Source organism: Peptostreptococcus equinus (assembly GCF_027125355.1).
GTDB lineage: Bacteria > Bacillota > Clostridia > Peptostreptococcales > Peptostreptococcaceae > Peptostreptococcus > Peptostreptococcus equinus.
Genome location: NZ_CP114052.1, coordinates 365,876 through 386,086, shown reverse-complemented (window position 1 = coordinate 386,086; position 20,211 = coordinate 365,876). Strand labels below are relative to the sequence as shown.

General features: G+C 30.0%; 19 protein-coding genes. 2 read left to right on the top strand and 17 right to left on the bottom strand.

Features of this window, described 5'->3' with window-relative positions; translation table 11 throughout:
• Positions 1 to 5: 5 nt before the first annotated feature.
• The 13 genes from O0R46_RS01925 to O0R46_RS01865 all read right to left on the bottom strand — a co-directional run bounded on the left by O0R46_RS01925 (position 6) and on the right by O0R46_RS01865 (position 12,378).
• Positions 6 to 479, bottom strand: a complete 474-nt coding sequence (locus O0R46_RS01925) for a metallophosphoesterase family protein (protein ID WP_269311925.1) — start codon at positions 477 to 479, stop codon at positions 6 to 8.
• A 21-nt stretch (positions 480 to 500) separates the two neighbouring features.
• Entirely contained in the window at positions 501 to 1,901 is a 1,401-nt protein-coding gene (rph, locus tag O0R46_RS01920) for a ribonuclease PH (protein WP_331275609.1), read from the bottom strand.
• Positions 1,902 to 1,919: 18 nt separating this feature from the next.
• Positions 1,920 to 4,001 (bottom strand): NAD-dependent DNA ligase LigA, encoded by a 2,082-nt coding sequence (ligA, locus tag O0R46_RS01915; protein ID WP_269311924.1) that lies wholly within the window; start codon positions 3,999 to 4,001, stop codon positions 1,920 to 1,922.
• A gap of 119 nt (positions 4,002 to 4,120) precedes the next feature.
• On the bottom strand, positions 4,121 to 4,384 hold the full coding sequence (locus O0R46_RS01910) for a hypothetical protein (protein WP_269311923.1): 264 nt from the start codon (positions 4,382 to 4,384) through the stop codon (positions 4,121 to 4,123).
• 96 nt (positions 4,385 to 4,480) lie between these two features.
• Positions 4,481 to 5,206, bottom strand: coding sequence for a YebC/PmpR family DNA-binding transcriptional regulator (locus O0R46_RS01905; protein WP_269311922.1), 726 nt, complete (start codon positions 5,204 to 5,206; stop codon positions 4,481 to 4,483).
• A 167-nt stretch (positions 5,207 to 5,373) separates the two neighbouring features.
• Positions 5,374 to 6,132: an NAD(+) synthase gene (gene nadE / locus O0R46_RS01900; protein WP_269311921.1), complete on the bottom strand. Its 759-nt coding sequence runs from the start codon at positions 6,130 to 6,132 to the stop codon at positions 5,374 to 5,376.
• A gap of 9 nt (positions 6,133 to 6,141) precedes the next feature.
• Positions 6,142 to 6,786, bottom strand: a complete 645-nt coding sequence (locus tag O0R46_RS01895; protein ID WP_269311920.1) for a YigZ family protein — start codon at positions 6,784 to 6,786, stop codon at positions 6,142 to 6,144.
• 130 nt (positions 6,787 to 6,916) lie between these two features.
• Positions 6,917 to 8,296, bottom strand: a complete 1,380-nt coding sequence (locus O0R46_RS01890; RefSeq protein WP_269311919.1) for an aldehyde dehydrogenase — start codon at positions 8,294 to 8,296, stop codon at positions 6,917 to 6,919.
• Between the two features lie 152 nt (positions 8,297 to 8,448).
• Positions 8,449 to 8,895, bottom strand: coding sequence for an NUDIX domain-containing protein (locus O0R46_RS01885; protein ID WP_269311918.1), 447 nt, complete (start codon positions 8,893 to 8,895; stop codon positions 8,449 to 8,451).
• 53 nt (positions 8,896 to 8,948) lie between these two features.
• Positions 8,949 to 9,620, bottom strand: coding sequence for a HEAT repeat domain-containing protein (locus O0R46_RS01880; protein WP_269311917.1), 672 nt, complete (start codon positions 9,618 to 9,620; stop codon positions 8,949 to 8,951).
• Between the two features lie 145 nt (positions 9,621 to 9,765).
• Positions 9,766 to 10,371: a 30S ribosomal protein S4 gene (gene rpsD / locus O0R46_RS01875; RefSeq protein WP_269311916.1), complete on the bottom strand. Its 606-nt coding sequence runs from the start codon at positions 10,369 to 10,371 to the stop codon at positions 9,766 to 9,768.
• 146 nt (positions 10,372 to 10,517) lie between these two features.
• Entirely contained in the window at positions 10,518 to 12,113 is a 1,596-nt protein-coding gene (locus O0R46_RS01870) for a phospholipase D-like domain-containing protein (protein ID WP_269311915.1), read from the bottom strand.
• Positions 12,114 to 12,117: 4 nt separating this feature from the next.
• Entirely contained in the window at positions 12,118 to 12,378 is a 261-nt protein-coding gene (locus tag O0R46_RS01865; protein WP_269312519.1) for a cysteine-rich small domain-containing protein, read from the bottom strand.
• Between the two features lie 151 nt (positions 12,379 to 12,529).
• On the opposite strand from O0R46_RS01865, the gene hflX reads away from it, so the two are divergent.
• Positions 12,530 to 13,846, top strand: coding sequence for a GTPase HflX (hflX, locus tag O0R46_RS01860; protein WP_269311914.1), 1,317 nt, complete (start codon positions 12,530 to 12,532; stop codon positions 13,844 to 13,846).
• A 113-nt stretch (positions 13,847 to 13,959) separates the two neighbouring features.
• On the opposite strand, the gene O0R46_RS01855 is transcribed toward hflX, so the two are convergent.
• Positions 13,960 to 15,222 (bottom strand): D-alanyl-D-alanine carboxypeptidase family protein, encoded by a 1,263-nt coding sequence (locus O0R46_RS01855; protein WP_269311913.1) that lies wholly within the window; start codon positions 15,220 to 15,222, stop codon positions 13,960 to 13,962.
• A gap of 200 nt (positions 15,223 to 15,422) precedes the next feature.
• Here O0R46_RS01855 and O0R46_RS01850 point away from each other — a divergent pair, with 200 nt between their 5' ends.
• Entirely contained in the window at positions 15,423 to 15,953 is a 531-nt protein-coding gene (locus O0R46_RS01850) for a DUF4364 family protein (RefSeq protein ID WP_269311912.1), read from the top strand.
• A gap of 130 nt (positions 15,954 to 16,083) precedes the next feature.
• Here the strand turns inward: O0R46_RS01850 and O0R46_RS01845 are convergent, their stop codons facing one another.
• The 3 genes from O0R46_RS01845 to O0R46_RS01835 all read right to left on the bottom strand — a co-directional run bounded on the left by O0R46_RS01845 (position 16,084) and on the right by O0R46_RS01835 (position 20,203).
• Positions 16,084 to 16,698 (bottom strand): hypothetical protein, encoded by a 615-nt coding sequence (locus tag O0R46_RS01845; RefSeq protein ID WP_269311911.1) that lies wholly within the window; start codon positions 16,696 to 16,698, stop codon positions 16,084 to 16,086.
• Between the two features lie 237 nt (positions 16,699 to 16,935).
• Positions 16,936 to 18,576 (bottom strand): hydroxylamine reductase, encoded by a 1,641-nt coding sequence (hcp, locus tag O0R46_RS01840; protein WP_269311910.1) that lies wholly within the window; start codon positions 18,574 to 18,576, stop codon positions 16,936 to 16,938.
• 235 nt (positions 18,577 to 18,811) lie between these two features.
• Positions 18,812 to 20,203 carry a bifunctional folylpolyglutamate synthase/dihydrofolate synthase gene (locus tag O0R46_RS01835; protein ID WP_269311909.1) on the bottom strand — a complete coding sequence of 464 codons (1,392 nt, stop codon included), beginning with the start codon at positions 20,201 to 20,203 and terminating at the stop codon, positions 18,812 to 18,814.
• Between the last annotated feature and the right edge of the window lie 8 nt (positions 20,204 to 20,211).

Sequence of the window (20,211 nt, the reverse complement as noted above, 5' to 3'; positions counted from 1 at the left end):
TAAGTCTATAAAGTATCAAAATAATATGCAAATTTTCCATTTTCAACTTCTAAAATTACATACGATCCTTTACAACCATCCCTGGGTAAAGTGAGACTTCCTGGATTTATGACTCTAACACCTTCAATTTCTTTATCTTCTTTTATATGAGTATGTCCATATATTGCAATTTTTGCATTCACTTTTTTAGCTCTTTGTACTATTAGATCATCACTTGATTTTACTCCATATTTATGACCATGTGTTAAAAATATATTTATGCCTTCAAGTTCAAAGTCTAATTCTTTTTCTGCTGTATTAAAGTCACAATTTCCCACAACAGCCATCACTGGTACATTTAATATTGATTTTAAATATATGGAGTCTTCGAAGTGATCACCCGCATGTATTATCATATCAATATTTCCAGCTAATTTAACCTTTAATTTATCCATTAATTTTTTAGCTGAATGTGTATCTGATATTACTAGTATTCTCATAAATCTCCTTTTATTTAAAATTTATATTGTTCTATCTTCTAATATTTCTTGTAATTTTACTTTCATTATTTCAAGGGCTCTGGATCTATGGCTAAATGAATTTTTCACTTCTTCTGATAAAATTCCAAATGTTTGATCATAGCCCTCAGGTATAAACATTGGATCATATCCAAAGCCATTAGTCCCACTTTCTTCCATGGCTATTTTCCCTTCAACAATTCCCTTTGATAAAATTTCTTTGCCATCTGGAAATACTACAGCTATAACACATACAAAACTGGCGGTTCTATTTTCTAATTCTACGCCTTCTAATTCTCTAAACATCTTTTCTCTATTTTCTTTGTCACTAGCATTTTCGCCAGCATATCTAGCGGAATATATACCTGGTCTTTTTCCTAATGCATCTACTTCAATACCACTATCATCACCAATAGCTATTTTTCCTGTTTCTTTTGATATTGTCCTAGCCTTTATCAATGCATTATGTTCAAAAGTTTTTCCATCTTCTACTATCTCAATATTTTCTAAACCACAGTCTTTTAAAGATAGTATATTAAAATTAATATCCGATGTCATTTTTCTTATTTCATCTAGCTTATGTTGATTTCCTGTTGCTATTATGGCTTCTCTATTATATTCGCAACCTATTACAGCATCTGCTACTTCACCTAATACACTCCTTTGAACTCTCATAAGTTCTCTATTTCCTTTTTCTGCTAAATCCAATATTTTATTTAGTTCATCCCTAGTAAAGGGTCTTTGCTCCCCAGTACCTTGTATTTCAATAAATTGTCCCTTATTATTCATAATAATATTTGTATCAACTTCTGCATTAGAGTCTTCTTCGTAGCAAATATCCAACCTTGGGTGTCCGTCCACTATACCTACACTTACAGCTGCCAGTAAATTTTCGACTGGCATTTTCTTTATTTCTTTACTTTTATATAATTTATATAGTGCATCACATAATGCTACATATGCTCCTGTAATTGACGCTGTTCTAGTACCTCCATCAGCTTGTATCACATCACAGTCAATCCAAATAGTTCTTTCTCCTAATTTTTCCAAATTCACAACTGATCTTATAGATCTACCAATTAATCTTTGTATTTCCTGACTTCTTCCATCTATCTTACCTTTTGAAACTTCTCTTCTATTTCTTCTTTCAGTTGCACTTGGTAGCATAGAGTACTCAGCACTAATCCACCCCTTACCCTGTCCCTTCATAAAATGTGGAACGGTATCTTCTACTGAAGCTGTACAAATCACCTTTGTATTACCAACTTCTATTAAAACGGAACCTGATGCATACATTGTGTAATTTCTCGTAATTTTGACAGGTCTCATCTGATCAACAAGCCTACCATCTGGCCTTACTATTTCTTTTTCTAAATTTTTATCCACCTTATTAGATATTGTCATTAAAATGCTCCTTTATACTTACTCTCCTAATTTTTCCATTACTTCTTCTTTGCTATTTAATCCTATAAGTTTCATAAATATTTCTTCATCAATAATCTTTATTCCTAAGCTAATTGCCTTATCTAGTTTAGATCCAGCTTCTTCACCTGCTAATACAAAATCAGTAGACTTACTTACACTTGATGTGGCACTTGCCCCTCTGTCTTCCATAAGCTTTTTTGCATCATTTCTCTTTAAAGTTGGTAATGTTCCTGTCAGTACTATTTTCATACCTTCAAATATTTGGGCATTACTATTTACTTCTTCTTTTGAATTAAAATTCAATCCTGCCCTTCTAAGCTTTTCTATTATTTCAATATTCTTATCTTCTTGGAAAAATTTAATTAAACTATCGGACATTACATTGCCAAAGTCTTCTATGTTCATTAAGTCTTCTTTACTAGTTTTCATTATATCATCTAAACTTCTATATGATTTGGCCAACATCTTTGATCCTTTTACACCAACATACTTTATTCCCAAACCATTTATTAGTCTCCAAAGCTCATTTTCTTTTGATTTTTCAATTGAATTCATAAGATTTGAAACAGATTTTTCTCCCATTCTTTCCAATTTTATTAAATCATCTGGATTTAAATAATATATATCTGAAATTTCTTTTATTAATTCATTGTCCAGTAATGATGTTACTATAGATTCTCCCATTTTATCTATATCCATAGCATCCCTAGATACAAAATGAATAATACCTCTTCTAATTTGTGCGGGGCATGAGATGTTAATGCATTTAACTGCAGATTCACCTTCAATTCTTACAGTTTCTTCCCCGCAAGCTGGACAATGAGTTGGCATAGTAAAAACTTCCTCTTGCCCATTTCTTTCTTCTTTGTCTACTTGAATAATCTGAGGAATAATGTCTCCAGCCTTTTGTACTAATACTGTATCACCTATCCTAATATCTTTTTCTTTTATATAATCTTCATTGTGAAGTGTTGCCCTGCTAACACTTGTCCCAGCCAATCTTACTGGCTCTAAAATAGCCGTAGGAGTAATATTACCCGTCCTTCCCACCTCTACTTGAATATCTAAAAGTTTGGTCTTTTTTCTCTCTGCTGGAAACTTATATGCAGTTGCCCATCTAGGACTTTTTGCTGTAAATCCTAATTGTTCTCTTTGCACTATATCATCGACCTTTATTACCATTCCATCTATTTCATAGTCAAGGTCATGCCTTTTTTCTGTCCAAATATTTATGTACTCTATGACTTGCTCTATATTATTACATAGTTTATATGATTCGTTTATTTTCAATCCTAAAGATTTCATATATTCGAAACTCTGACTATGTTTTTCTATTTCTAATTCATCAATATTTTCGAGATTAAATATGAATATATCTAGTGGTCTTTTTGCTGCTAACTTCGGATCCAATTGTCTCAAAGACCCTGCTGCTAGATTTCTAGGATTTGCATAGAGAGTAAGTTCATTTTCTTGCTGTATTCTATTGATTTCTAAGAAATCTTCTTTTGAAATATAGACTTCGCCCCTTGCTATTAATTTTCTTTTTTCATTTATATTCCTAGGGATAGTTTTAATGGTTTTAATATTGCTAGTTACATTTTCACCTATATAACCATCTCCTCTTGTAGCTCCTACTACAAGCTTTCCATTTTCGTAAGTAAGTCCAACTGACAAACCATCTATTTTAAATTCTACTACATAACTAACTTCACCACTACAACCCTCTCTAACCCTCCTATCAAATGATCTTATTTCTTCTTCAGAAAATACATTTGATAGACTTAACATAGGTCTTTCATGTATATACTGTTCAAATTTATCTAGAGCCTTACCTCCTACTCTTGAAGTTGGAGAGTCTTCCTTTTTTAGTTCCGGATACTTTTCTTCTAAAAATATAAGTGATTTCATCAATGAGTCATATTCTTGATCACTTATTTCTGGATTGTCAAAATCATAGTATCTTTCACTATAATAATTTAATTTTTGGCTTAATGTTTCAACTAATTCTTCCCCCTTTTTTATATCAATTCGGTTAGAATCATAAGCTTTTGATATTTCTTCTATAAATAAATTTTCCATTTATACCTCTATTTCTATCTTGTTAATAAAATAGGCTGTAAGTCAACTTTATAAATGTTGAATTACAGCCATAATTTGACTTGTGCCAAAACACTATGAGTTAACTCATATAGTGTTCTTTAATTTTCATCTTCCGTAGCCAAATAAAATTCTTCATATAAGGCTTCACAAAGACTAACTGGTGTTGATTCTTCTATCAACGGAGCCTTAAAAGTCTTTACATAAAGTATTACTGGTTCACTAAGCTTGTATACATCTATTTCCACAAATGCATCTGAACCATTATCTACTGGCATCTCTCTATAATTAAATATGAAAGTACCTATTTTATATCCACTTAAATTAAATTCATTTACTACAAATTCACTACCTAAATTTTCCATTTATGATCTCCTCAAATATTATTTTCTTATATATATTCAAGTATTACCCTATATAAAAACAAAAAATCATTTATAGAAAAGAGTTTTCAAATATTATTAAGCTTCTTCGGGCATCTCCCAGTTATGGTGTACATTTTGTACATCATCGTCTTCTTCTAATATGTCTAATAATTTTTCTAATGCCTTTATCTGACCAGCATCATCTAGAACACTTGTAGTCTGAGGAATCAACTTAACATCTGCCATAAGGAATTTATAGCCCTTATCTTCTAATCCATCTCTTACTGTGTTGAAATCTTCTGGCGCTGTTAATATTTCAAAACCTTCTTCTTCAGCTATAAAATCTTCCGCTCCTAAATCTAGTGAATCTTCCATCAATTGTTCTTCTTCACCATCTTCTGAAGATATAAATATCTGTCCTTTTCTATCGAACATAAATGATACACATCCTGGAGTGCCAAGATTACCATTATTCTTATCAAAGTAATATCTTACGTTTCCTGCTGTTCTATTTTTGTTGTCTGTAAGTGTTTCAACTATTATAGCTACCCCACCTGGGCCATATCCTTCATATGTTATAGCTTCAAAGTTTTCTCCTTCTCCACCGCCAGCTCCTTTTTTAATCGCTCTATCTATATTATCATTTGGCATATTATCAGACTTAGCCTTTGCTATAGCTGCTTTTAATGATGCATTGTATTCTGGATCTGCGCCACCTTCTTTAGCTGCAACTGATATCGCTCTAGCATGTTTTGTGAAAACATTTGATCTAGCTGCATCTTGCTTATTCTTTCTACCTTCAATGTTATGTATACGACCCATTTATTTCATCTCCTTAAGTTTAAATAATTTTATCTCGTCACAACAATATATTTTATCATAGCTGTTAAGATAAGTAAATAATTGTAAATTTCTAATCTACGTCAAATTCCATACTTATTAATTTTTATTTATGTGTATTTAAAAAAATTCTATTTTTCATTTTACTTTTATTTAAAAACTGGAGGTCTTGCAACTATAGATCTCTTATGCTCACTTACTCTATGTAATCTATCAATTATTTCTAAATCTTTTTGTGGGACCTGATCTCTTTTGCCTTCTACTACCATATCTATATATTTATAAGTAGTACCCATTTCATTTTCATCAGTTTGTCCTTCCCATAGGCCTGCTGACGGAGCTTTTTCTATTAAATCCTTATGTATTCCTAACTCTTTTGCCCATTCATATACTTCATACTTTGGTAAATTTGCTATAGGTAAGAAATCAACTCCACCATCTCCATACTTAGTAAAATAACCTGTAAGCAATTCTGCTGCATTATCCGTACCAGCAACCAAATATCCTAAGTTATTTGCAACTGTATATAACGAACTCATTCTAATTCTCGCTCTTAAGTTTGCATCTGACATTCTTTCATTGTCAGCATTATATATATTCTTTTCCTTTAATTTTTCATTTACTGTATCTAAAATTGCTATCTGTGGTTGGTCCAAATCAAGTTCTATGTATTCTATTCCACAGCCATTTATTACTTTCATAGCGTCTATCTTATCCTGTGGATTACTTTTTATATTCATAATCACTCCCATAGAATTTTCTGGAAAAGCCATCTTTAATAAATATGCCACTACTGCTGAGTCTATTCCACCTGATACACCTACTACAGCACCTTTACAACCAGCTTCTTCTACCTTGCTCTTTATCCATTCTACTGTTTTTTCTATCTGTTCTCTTCTATTTAGCATAATATCCTCCTAATCAATAATCTTTCCATCCTGTACCGACAAATAAAATTCGTCCTTTTGCTTAATAATAGCCTTGCCATTTGAAATTTCAGTTAATAAAGAACTTAATTCATCTAGCCTAGCTAGCTGACAATAAACAATTATTTTTACATTTTCTTCATACACTATTTGTTTGACATAGTAGTCCTTATTAGTTAATTCATTTTGAAATTTACCCAATAAAGTATAGTCAATGTTTATGTCCACTTGCACAAATAGTTCCTTATCCACCATTTTAGCAGCTTCCAGACCTATTTTTGCTCCCTTGGTATAGGCTCTTACAAGTCCTCCTGCACCCAATTTTACTCCACCAAAATACCTAGTAACTACGACTACAACGTCACATAGATTTTCCTTTTTAATTATCTCCAAGGTTGGTATTCCAGCTGTACCCTGTGGTTCACCATCATCGCTATATCTCTGTATATTCATATTCTGACCTATTACATAGGCCCATACATTGTGTGTAGCGTCCTTGTACTGACTCTTTATTTGGTCAATAAATTCCTTGGCTTCATCTTCAGTAGATACAGGCTTCGCATGGCCAATAAACTCCGATTTTTCTATTATATATGTATCATGTCCTGTCTCATGGACAGTTCTGTATTTTTCCAATAGGTATCCTTCTCCTCTTCAAGAAATTCAATCAATCTATATCATTATACCATATTTAAAGCCATAATTCTCACTTATATGCCCAATAATAATTACTGCTAGCAATCACTTGAAGATTGCTAGCAGTAATTTATTTGAAATATTTTTCTATGAATTTTAATTTGTTTTTATAGGGTGGTTTTGTCAAATCAAACTGTATATTTAAAGGTCTTTTTACTATAGATTTTTTGTGGGAGAATAGATCAAAACTGTGTTTTCCATGATAGGCACCTATGCCAGAATTTCCTACTCCTCCAAAAGGTAAATACGGATTAGCAAGATGCAATAATGTATCATTTACCATACCACCTCCAAAGGATATTTCTTTTAATATCTTTATTTCCTCACTCTTATTGCCAGTAAATAAATATAAAGCTAATGGTTTTTCACCATTTTTTATAAATTTAATAACATCTTTGTCTAAATCCTTATATTTTAATATCGGTAATATTGGTCCAAATATTTCTTCTTCCATTATTGGACTGTCAAAATTAATATCAGTAAGTAAAGTTGGTGATATATATAAATTTTCAATATCTGTTTGACCACCAAAAATAATATGTTTCTTTTCTTTTTCTAATAGAGAGTTCAATCTATCATGATGCCTCTTATTTATAATTCTGCCTAAGTCTTTATTTCCTTTTATATCTTTACCATAAAATTCTACTATCGTGTCTTTTATACCATCTATAAATTTGTTAAAAATTTTTTCTTCTACAAACACATAGTCTGGTGCTACACAAGTCTGACCAGCATTCATAAATTTACCTCTCGCTATTCTTTGGCAAGCAATTTTTATATTGGCTGCATCACTTACAACTGCAGGGCTTTTACCTCCAAGCTCTAATGTTATAGGAGTTAAATTTTTTGCTGCTGCTTGCATTATTATTTTTCCTATTTTTGCACCACCTGTGAAAAATATATAATCAAATTTTTCTTCTAATAAGGAACTTGTTACCTCGGCATCACCTAATATTGTTGCAACATATTCTTGATCAAATGCTTCATCTAACACTTTTTTGATTATATTAGCTACATTTGGGCTAAGTTCCGATGGTTTTACAATGACTGTATTACCAGCAGCAATTGCTCCTATTAAGGGTTTCATAACTAAATTAAAGGGATAATTAAATGGTCCAATTATCAGTACAATTCCATATGGTTCTTTCATAATAAAACTCTTTGCAGGATATAAAAATGATGGAGTCCTAACTTTTTTATCCTTTGACCATTTATTAATCTTCTTCAAAAATAGACTTATTTCGCTTAATACATCTCCTATTTCCGTTGTATATGCTTCAAATTCACTTTTTGCAAGGTCATTATTTAATGCTTCAACAATCCCATTTTTATTGTTTAAAATAGATTGTTTCAATTTATTTAGTGCATCTTTTCTGTTATGTAAATCCTTTGTTTTATTTCTATTAAAATATTCTTTTTGTTTTATTATAATATTTTTTATGTTATCCATAATCCGCATACCTCCTTATATATTACCTGTTTTATACCCAATAATTTATACATTTTTTTGCAAAAAAAGTATGGTATATCTAATTATATACTTAAATACACCACACTTTAATATATCAATATTTATTTTTTACTATTTATTTAATATTATATTTATACAGATTTCTTTTCATCTAATTTTCTCTCATCTGTCTTCTTAAACTCTTTATATTTTTTGTATGATACATCTACTAAAGATTTTTCCTTACTATGAGATAATTTTTCTAAGGCTTCAGGAATCTTATAAAAATTACCCTGTAAGAATTCTTTGGATAGATCAACTTGAGAATTTTTTGATTCCATCACATACCACATTATGGCATTACAAACTCTCTGATTTCTACTTCTTGAAAAGAATTCATATATAGTATCACCAGCTATATCTAATATTTTTGCATCTACACCTGTTTCAAGCTTTACTCTTTCTACTGCACTTTCATGAGGGAGTCCATCACCTACTATCTTTCCCTTTGGCAATGTCCATTCGCCCTTATCGTTTTCAACTATCAAAACCTTATTTGCATAAAATACAACCCCACCAGAACAACGTCTTACTATCATCTTGAATACCTCCAATTTCTCTAGTAATATTACTTGCAGGCGCACCTGCGCCCTTAGATATTGAGTCTTGAGTATATTTTTTCTATAGACTCTTTGCAAGCCCTCAAAACATACTCCTTTTCAAAAGTAGATTTGTTATTCACAATATTTTTTAGTACCTTTATTGAGTTCTCATTGCCCATACTAGCCAAGGCTTTTGCACAATATTGTCTCACCTGTGGATTAGAATCAGATAAACCTATTTCAATGATTTGTACACTATTTTTATCGGCAATTTTTCCAATAGCAGAATAAGTTATTCTTCTAAGATTTGCATGTTTTTTTTCTACTAATGGATATAAAATATTCAAAAATCTAGAATCTTTCAATTCTCCAGCCGTCCATACTAAAACCATCAAATCATCTATATTTAATGTGGATAAAATAGCCTTAAATACTTTCTTTTTAAAAGTATCTAAATTTTCTTCCTTCAAACCATCAATAAATTTTTTTCTATCATCCTTTGCCAAAGCCAAATAGTAATCCATAATTTCTTGATTATTTTCTTTTATAGACTTATTCTTTTCCCTAAGTCTTGTTTTAGCCTTTATCAAGTCATCATTAATTTGTTCTATTGACTTATTTCTGACCCTAGCAATCTGTATGACACTAAGAGACTGCTTATAAAGAAGATAGCTAATATAGTAATCTTCAAGGTCGTCGACATTTTCCCATCCTATTACCATAATAACCTCCTATAAAATATGTGTCTATGTATAATATTCTACACAAAAATCTAAAACCCTTTAATTTTTTTAAATTTATTTACTTTATTTTAACAAAAAATACCCAAGAATAATCTCGGGTATTTGAAATATCTTTTTATAAATCTTATAAAGATGACTTTGAGTAGAATTCGACTACTAGTGCATCATTTATTTCGATTGGCACTTCTTCTCTTTCTGGTAATCTTGAAAGAACTGCTGAGAAGTTTTCAGTATTCTTAGTAATATAAGCATGTTCATTTAAAGCTGCTGCTTCAAAGTTAGCCTTGAATAGTGGGTTACTTCTGTATTTTTCTCTTAACTGGATTTCATCTCCAACGCTCACTATAAATGATGGTATATCAACTTTCTTTCCGTTAACCAATACATTACCGTGTCCAACCATCTGTCTAGCCTGTCTAACTGAATTAGCAAGACCCATTCTGTAAACTAAGTTGTCTAATCTGCATTCTAATGTTCTAATAACAGCTGTACCAGTAGGTCCCTGTGCCTTCTGAGCCTTCTTCATGTAAATTCTCATCTGCTTTTCAGATACTCCATAGTAAGCTCTTAGTCTCTGCTTTTCAAGTAACTGCATTCCGTATGGTGAAAGCTTCTTATCACTTCTTGCAGTTCCCTTTCCAGCTCTGTTCATTGCCTTTGGATGACCACAAACGTTTAATCCTAATCTTCTAGATAGTTTAAACTTAGGTCCTCTTGTAATTGATGACATAAAATTTCTCCTTTTTAATATAAATTATGGATGTACTCTTTGTACATTGTCCATTTACCGATGGATGCGTAATACGCATTGTCCATTTAAAGGAATTTCCTTTATTTTTACGACTTGTCTATTATACTATAATTTTTTATTCTTGTCTATAGCAGAGGAGAAATAAATCTAAGCATTCCATGCCATACCCTTGTTAAGAAGTTTTTATCTGTAAAATACCTTGATGTAACTTCTTCAGATTTTTTTAAAGTATCCTCATAATCTTCTTTCATCTTATTGATTACATTTGTATTATACATGAATACCCCATTTTCAAAGTGTAAGTACAAACTCCTATAGTCTAGATTTATTGTGCCTATAACAGCATACTTGTGATCCGATATAAATATCTTACAATGTATAAAGCCTGGTACAAATTCATAAATTTTCACCCCAGATTTTACAAGACTTTTGTAATAAGATTTACTTACTCTATTTACGAACTTCTTATCTGGTACTCCAGGTACAATTATTCTAACATCCACACCTCTTTTTGCTGCTGCAGCCAGTTCATCTCTTAAGTGATCATCTATTATCAAATATGGCGTTGTAATATACAGATATTCATTCGCTTTTTTTATCATATTCAAATATACATTCACTGATACATTCTCTTCTGTAAGAGGATTATCTGCAAAAGGCTGAATAATAGATAGACACTTTTCTTCTACCTTGACACATGGTTTAGCTTTTTCATCACTCTCTATTGTTTCAATTGTTTTATCTAATATTTCTAAGTCTTCTTGATTTAATAAATCTCTTATATCTTCTTGATCTTTTTTACCTTTTTTCATGGCATGCCACATCTCAAGAAATATTAATGTTAGTGTGTCTACTGGCTTTCCTCTAAATACTATACCTGCATCCTTCCAATATCCAAATGGATGAGTTATATTAAAATATTCATCAGAAATATTATAACCACCTACAAAACCAACCTTACCATCAATTATAGTCATTTTTCTATGGTCTCTATTATTCATAAACACGCTCATAATAGGAAATATCGGGTTAAAAACTCTAGTCTTTATTCCATCTCTTTTCAATTTTTTCTTAAAAGGCTTATTTATTATAGACAAACTTCCTACATCATCATAGATTATTCTAACATCCACACCTTGTTTTGCTTTTTGTATTAGTATTTCTTCTATCTCATCAAAAGCCTCTCCATTTTCAATAGTATGATATTCCATAAATATAAATTTCTTTGCTTTAATAAGTTCTTCTTTCATCCTTTCCAGTGCTAAGTAAGCTTCTGGAAAATATTCTACTTTATCACTTGAAAATGGTCTGTAGTGTGCGGAATTACTAAGATAATACGCTTGACCATATGCTCTAATATCATCTATTTTCATCTTTTCTAATAAATCATCATCATCGGGCATAATTGCTTCAAATAATCCGTATACTGATTTAAATCTTCTCCTAACAAATATAGACGAAAATTTACTGCCATATAGAAGATATAATACTATACCAGCTGGAGGTGCAGCTAACAAAATAAACATCCATAACATTTTAAAGGCATAGTTGGTATGTTTACCATATACTCTAAATACTAATATAAGAGCTATTATATAAGTCATAATACCTATAGCTTTAAACTGTTCTAATTTATATACTCCAAATACTAACCAAGCTACTTCGATAATTACACCTGTAATTACAATTGGTGCCTTTTTTGATTCATTTTTTTTATGCATAAAATCACCTCCTTCTAGCTAGTTCACTTAGCAATTTAAACTTAGACATTATATACTCATAATTTTCTGCTTTATGAGGTAAATTACAGTCACTACAGTCTTTTATTCCTTTTTTATTATATCTAAAATTTCCTCCACAAAATTCACCTAATGTATACAAGGGGCAAAAACAAAATAGACAATTAAATCCTTCTATATCACCTGTATTGTGACATGGAAAAAATTCACACTCCTTATTAGAAAAAAATTTATAGGAATTCATAATAAATTCTCCTTTATAATAATTTAATATTTTTATTATACCATAATAGATATACTCAAACACATACTTCAAAAATCTTTGTATCTTCAATAAAAACATATTCTTTACTAATATGATATAATATATATATAAAATTGAAAGGACTTTGCTAACTATGAGTTCAAAGAAAACAATACTAAATGATACTAACACAAATATTGAAGAAAAAGCATTGTGCGTTGGATTGAATCTAACGAGCACAATAAAAAAATCCTCAGATATTGATATAGAGGATTCTATGGAAGAATTAAAAGAACTTGCAAAAGCTGCAGGCGCTGATGTTGTAGGTTCAATTATACAAAATAAAAACAACATAGATACAGCAACTTATCTAGGAAGTGGAAAAATAGAAGAAATAAAAGTTTACGCTGATTCTCTAGATGCAAATATTATTATTTTTAATGATGAATTATCTGGCGCCCAATTAAGAAATATAGAAGATATTATAGGCAAGAAAATAGTCGATAGAACTATGCTTATATTGGATATATTCGCCCAAAGAGCAAAAAGTAAAGAAGGTAAATTGCAGGTTGAACTTGCTCAATTGAAATACCGCCTTCCAAGATTATATGGTATGGGTGAACAAATGTCTAGAACTGGTGCTGGTATTGGTACTAGAGGCCCTGGTGAACAAAAGTTAGAAAAAGACAAAAGACATATCTTAAATAGAGCTGCAAATATTAGAAAAGAATTGAGAGAAATCTCTAAAAATAGAGAGGTCCAAAGAACCCAAAGAAGTAAAAATAGCGTACCCATTGTTGCTCTAGTAGGGTATACTAATGCAGGTAAATCTACTCTTTTAAATGAATTAATTCAATCTCATCCAGACTACGAGCTTGAAAAGAATGTGTTTGTTAAAGATATGTTATTTGCAACCCTGGATGTAACCCTTAGAAAGGCACTGCTTCCTAACAAAAGAGAATTTTTACTGGTTGATACTGTAGGTTTTGTGAGCAAGTTACCACATGATTTAATTGATGCTTTCAAATCTACACTTGAAGAAGTTAAATATGCAGATTTAATACTTCATGTTGTCGATTCTACTAACTCTAGTTCAGATATACAACAAGAAACTACTCTATCTGTACTAAAAGATCTGGGTGTTGACGAAAAAGATACTATAACAGTATACAATAAAATAGATAAATTAGATCTTGATATATATCCAAAAAATCAAGATGACATTATATATATGTCTGCAAAAAAACATATAAATACAGATAAATTAATGAAACTTATAGAAAAAAATCTATGCAAAAATCTTTATACAGTTAATTTATTACTTCCATTTCAAAGAGGCGATTTATTTAGTAAGATAAAGGAAAAATATGTAGTTGATAAATATGAATATATAGAAAATGGTATTGAGTTGGTAGTCTCACTAGATCAAGTTGACTATAATCTATATAGGGAATTTATTAAACTTCAATAGAATGCAAAAAATGGTCATTCACTTAGAATGACCATTTTTTATTATACTTTATTTTATTATTTGTATTCACTTATTTTCTATCCCTTATATTAGTTTATAAACCTATCTTTCATCTAGAATACTTCATATACTGGAAAATCAAGTAAATATTGATTTTCTGCCTTTCTATCATCATCTACAAACCAAGAAGAAATCAGCAGTTCTAATTTAGCAAATATGCCTAAACTCTGTGCTTGTATTTCTGAATATAAATCTGAGCTAGCAATTATATTTCCACGCCCATCTTTTAGTACTAATTTTGCTAAAGGTGATTGTGGGCTTTCAGATAATTTAACTCTATAATAAGTTATTTCCTGTTTTATGTCTTCTCCATTCTTTTTAACAAATATTATATCTTTTTTTGATACTAAATTTGTTTCAAAATTACCCATTCCATTTATCTTTGTTTTGACAACGGATTGGTTAGCCTTTTTATATGATTTCGAATAGTAATGTTTATTTATATAGTTCAAAGCTTCGTATGAAGCCATTTTTCTTGCTTCCTTACTTGGAGCTCCCATACTCACACCAATTATTCTATTATTTACATCATTATTTGAATCTTTTCTAATAGGCATTGAGTAAGTAAGACAATATCCTGCTGCGGTAGTAAATCCAGTTTTTAATCCATCTACCTGTGGAATCAAAGGCAATAATGGATTAGTATTTTCTTCATTTATAGATTTTGCTTTATCTACAAAATCTGTTTTATTTGTTATTTCAGTCAGTTCATCAGGGTAATTTTTATATATAAATTTACATAATTCAAGAACATCTCTTGCTGTGGTATGATTTTCCACCACTAAACTCTTATTATTTATGTTCATTTTCATAGGAAGACCATTAGGATTATAAAAAACTGTATCTTTCATACCGATTTCCTTGGCTTTCTGATTCATAAGATTTACAAAATGTCCATAATCTCCTCCTACATGCCTAGAAATTGCCAAAGCCGCATCATTAGCAGATATTATCATCAAAGCATCCATCATATGTCCTAATTTTACATCTTCACCCGGTACAAGCTTCATATTAGTACCTTCTCTATTGTAATCTCCAGCTTCAATCTTAACTATATCTTCTTTGCTAACATTATGTTCCTTTATAGAGTCAAAAGTAATTAATAGAGTCATTAATTTAGATAAACTCGCCATTGCTGTTTTTTTATCTGCATTTTTTTCGTAAATTATTCTATTGGTTTTATAATCTGATATTATTGCAGAATCAGAATAATGATCACTATACCTACTTTCGGCTTGCGACATAGGGCCAATACATATTAATAACGATATGGTCACAATTGATATTTTTTTAAATTTATTAATAAAAATATTCATTACATCTACCCCCTACATATTATGCCAATTATTATTATACCATTTTTATATCTTTTGTGTTTATATATACAAAATTGTGAACATTTTGTAATAAATATTATATATTATTTTACATGAATGAATTGATAACCAATACTAATTCAGAAAATCTCCTTTTTGTATCTTAATATGTTATAATTATATAAAAAGGAGATTTTAATATGTTTGAAAATTCTACAGATGATTTAATTTTAGAAAAACTACTAGTATTATATACTTTAAATAATATAAAGAAAGATATTAACTCAACACAGCTTACACAAATAATATTGGAAACAGAAGTTATGGATTATTTTACACTCCAAACTCTAGTGCCTAAAATTATAGAAGCTAACTTTATAACCACTTATAATAAGTATAATACAGACCTATACGCAATAACTAGAAGTGGCATGGAGGTATTAATATATTTTCAAAATAGAATACCTGATATATTCAAGAAAAAAATTGATGCTTACTTAATAGAAAATGAAGAAGAATTATATTCTGAACATTTAAAAAAACAGGCTAATTATATTGTTCAAAGTGATACTACTTGTATAGTAACTTTATTAGCAATCAAAGGTAAAAATGATATGATGTCAATTAATTTAAATGTTGACAATGAAGAAATAGCAAAATCTATTTGTAATTCATGGACAAATGAATTATCAGATAAATATGAAGAAATTTTAAGTATTTTACAAAAGTAAAAAATAAAAAAGAAGGATTATTGCGATTACGACCAAAATTTATGTCTAAAAATCTAAAAATTTGTAAGTCTGCGCATAATCCTTTTTTTATTTTTCTATAATAATACTCGATATTTTTTAATCAAATTAACTAATTTCTAGTCAATACGCATACAGTATCATCAAGCTTTGTAAATTTAACATCAGTCTTTTCAAGCAAACCCTTTATAAATGTTTCTCTTAGACCCAAATAGTATTTTTGAAAATCTACTCCCATCTTATCCCAATAATATTTAGTAGTAGGTATTTCTCTTTTCCATATGATCTCATCATATTCTTCATTTATTATCTGGTTTATTTCCTCACTTTTTCCACCATCTAATAAAGAATTTCTTATTGAATCATAAACACTCTTTATAGGCTGGTTTTCATAATGAGCAGGTATATCTTTTCCCTCTTCATAAAATACACTCTTCAAATTTACTATCTGAGATTCATCAATTTCAATTACACATTTTATTGCAAATAGTAGTCTCATCTCAACGTTTTCCAAAATTTTATCCAAAAAACCTTCTTCACTTTTTATTCTATCTTCAAATTCTCTCTGATTTTTTAGTTCTATCTTAGGAAACCTTTCATTTATATTTTTTCTAAGATCGATATCCATCATTTCTTCCTCAGACTTCAATATAATACCATCTATAAACTTCTCCTGTTGTAATATTCTTCCATAGATTTTCTCATTTGTATTGGTGTTGTGTTCCATAATTATCTCCTCTTTACCCTTTTTTCTATACATATATTATACAATTTTTAACAAAAATTTGATAGAGTAAATTTTTAAAAATTCAAAATAATTAATTTTAATTTATTTTAGATAAAAAAATAAACTAAAGTCTATTTTTTTTAAAAAAGACTTTAGTTTATAATTTTTATAAATAATTATTAGTTATTTTATTATCAAATTTATGTTATTTAGAAATTTTTATATATTTAAAAGTTATTAGTTGTTGAAGAAAAGTTCTATATCATCTTCAACAGTACCTATACCTGCTATTCCAAAGTTCTTGACTAATACATCAACTACATTTGGTGATAAAAATGCTGGTAGAGTTGGACCAAGATGAATATTCTTTACACCCAAGTATAGTAATGATAATAATACTATAACAGCTTTTTGTTCATACCAAGCAATATTGAATACTATAGGTAATTCATTTATATCTTCTAAGCCAAATACCTCCTGTAATTTCATAGCAATTACTGCTAATGAGTATGAATCATTACACTGACCTGCATCTAATACTCTAGGTATACCATTGATATCGCCTAAACCTAACTTGTTGTATCTATATTTAGCACATCCTGCTGTCATAATAACTGCATCCTGTGGTAAAGCCTTAGCAAAATCAGCATAGTAATCTCTTGATTTATGTCTACCATCACAACCAGCCATTACTACAAACTTCTTGATAGCTCCAGTATTTACTGCTTCTACTATCTGATCAGCAAGAGATATTACCTGATTGTGAGCAAATCCACCAACTAAAGTTCCATCTTCTATTTGAGTAGGAGGAGGACATTTCTTAGCATGTTCAATTATAGCTGAAAAATCTTTAGTTGATCCTGCTTCTCCTGGGAAGTGCTTACAACCTGGATATCCTGCTGAACCAGTTGTATATAATCTATCCTTATATGAATCCTTTGGAGGAACTATACAGTTAGTTGTCATCAATATTGGTCCATTAAAACTTTCGAATTCTTCTTTCTGCTTCCACCAAGCATTTCCATAGTTACCTACTAAATTATCATACTTTTTGAATTCTGGATAGTAATTTGCTGGTAACATTTCTGAATGCGTATAAACATCTACTCCTGTTCCTTTAGTCTGTTCTAATAGAGCCTTAAGATCTGAAAGATCATGTCCTGATATTAATATAGCAGGATTATTTCTAACTCCTATATTTACCTCTGTTATTTCTGGGTTACCAAATGTATCTGTATTTGCTCCATCTAGTAATGCCATTCCCTTAACGCCTGCACCACCTGTAGCAAGAACTAATTCTATTAATTCGTCAACACTTAAATCTTGAGTAGTCTTGTAAAGAGCTTCCTGTAAAAATGCATCTACTTCTTCACTATCATGGTATAACATATTGGCATGCTTTGAATAAGCTGATAAACCCTTTAATCCATAAATTGTAAGCTCTCTTAGAGATCTTACATCTTCATCTTCAGTAGCTAATACACCAACTTTCTTGGCTTTTTCTTCCATTACGCTTAATTCTCTTTCGTCCCACATAGCAGCTTCACCAAGATTTTCTTTGCTGTTTAACTGTTCTATCATTTCTTTCTTAACATCTAAAGTTTTATTTACTCTATCTACAAATACATCAAAATCAAAGTTAGCATTTGTAATTGTTGTAAACAAGTTTAGGGTTATTAGATGGTTAACTTCTTTGCTTATTATCTTGCCTTCAGCTCTTAATTTTGTAGTCACTTCTGATAGCCCTTTAGTAACATATACCAATAAATCTTGCATTCTTGCAACTTCTGGTGTTTTTCCGCAAACCCCCTTAACTGTACAGCCTGAACATCCAGCTGTTTCCTGACATTGATAACAAAACATGTTTAAATCCTTCATTTTAATAACTCCTTTTTTAAAATATACTTACTTATTATATTGCTACCACGAAATATAATATTTCAATTTTTTATTTCGTATTTACATATAATTAAAGTATTTTTACCACTTTTATTTTTTTGTTTTAACTTATGAATTTATTATATATTTTTTATATATAAAAATATGTTGCAGATGCAACCAAACGTCAGTAAATATAAAAAACTCTCAAAATTATTTGAGAGTTTTTTATATATTAATTTAATGTTTTATTTACCACTGTTCTAACTTTTCCAACTAAATAAAGTGAACCAGCTACAAATACTATTTTATTTTTTTTCTTATCTTTCGATGTACTTTTAATTCGATTTGACTTAACCTTTTTTGTATTATTAGCTACATATAGATTTGACTTTGAATTAGCTAATTCTATAGCATACTTACAAGCGTCTTCAACATCTTCTATACATATTATATTTTCAGTATACATTCCTACTCTATATGCTAATTCCTCAACTTCCATAGCTCTAGGATTTTCTGGCTTTGTAAGAATTACGTAATCAAACTTTGGAACCATTAGCTTTACTACAGAATCTACATCCTTATCTTTTAATAGTCCAAGTACTAATATCTTTTCCCAAGATGGATCTACTAGCCTACCTACTTCTTCAGATAAACATCTTGCACTATCTTTATTATGAGCACCATCTATTACAAAATATGGATTATCGCTAATCATCTCAAACCTTCCCGGCCATTTAGTATTTAAAAAGGCCTTATAAATGGACTCATCATTTAATCTATCTAGTCCTGCTCCATTTTTTAAATATTCTAGTGCATTTAAAGATAATAGTGCATTCTTTACTTGGTGCTTGCCTATCAATCTAATTTTGACATTATCTAAATTTCTTTCATCATATAACGTACAATCAAAAATTTGATTATTTAAATTAGATTTTTTAAGTTCAATAAGACTAGGATTTGAAACCATCATATTAGATGATTTCAAATCAGCCTCCTTTTTGATTACTTCAATTACCGATTCTTCTTGCCCATATACCATCACTGCTGAATTTTCTTTTATAATTCCAGCTTTCTCATAGGCAATTTCTTCAATAGTATTGCCTAATATATTTATATGGTCTAAAGATATAGAAGCAATAACGCTTAATAAAGATTCTTTTATTACATTTGTAGAATCTGATCTTCCGCCCAATCCTACTTCCAATACTACAATTTCTGTTTTTTTCATTGAATAATAGTAAAAGGCTAAAGCTGTGACAAAGTCAAACTCAGTTGGATGTTTTAATCCTTCTGCTAACATTTGATCGGTATGTTTCTTTAGAACCTCTACACAGTCTGCTAATATTTGGTCTTCTATCTCTTCATTATTTAGCCTAATTCTTTCATTAAATCTCTCTAAGTAAGGAGATGTATATAGACCAACATTATACCCAGATTCAATAAGAGCATTTGCTATAAAGCTCGCTGTAGATCCCTTACCATTGGTACCTGCAATGTGAACATATTTCATATTGTCCTGTGGATTTCCTAATCTTCTTAATAATTCTTTTACAGAGTCTAATCCAAATACCATACCTAATTTGCTAATATTATGTATATAACTTAGTGCTTCTTCATATTTCATAATTTAAA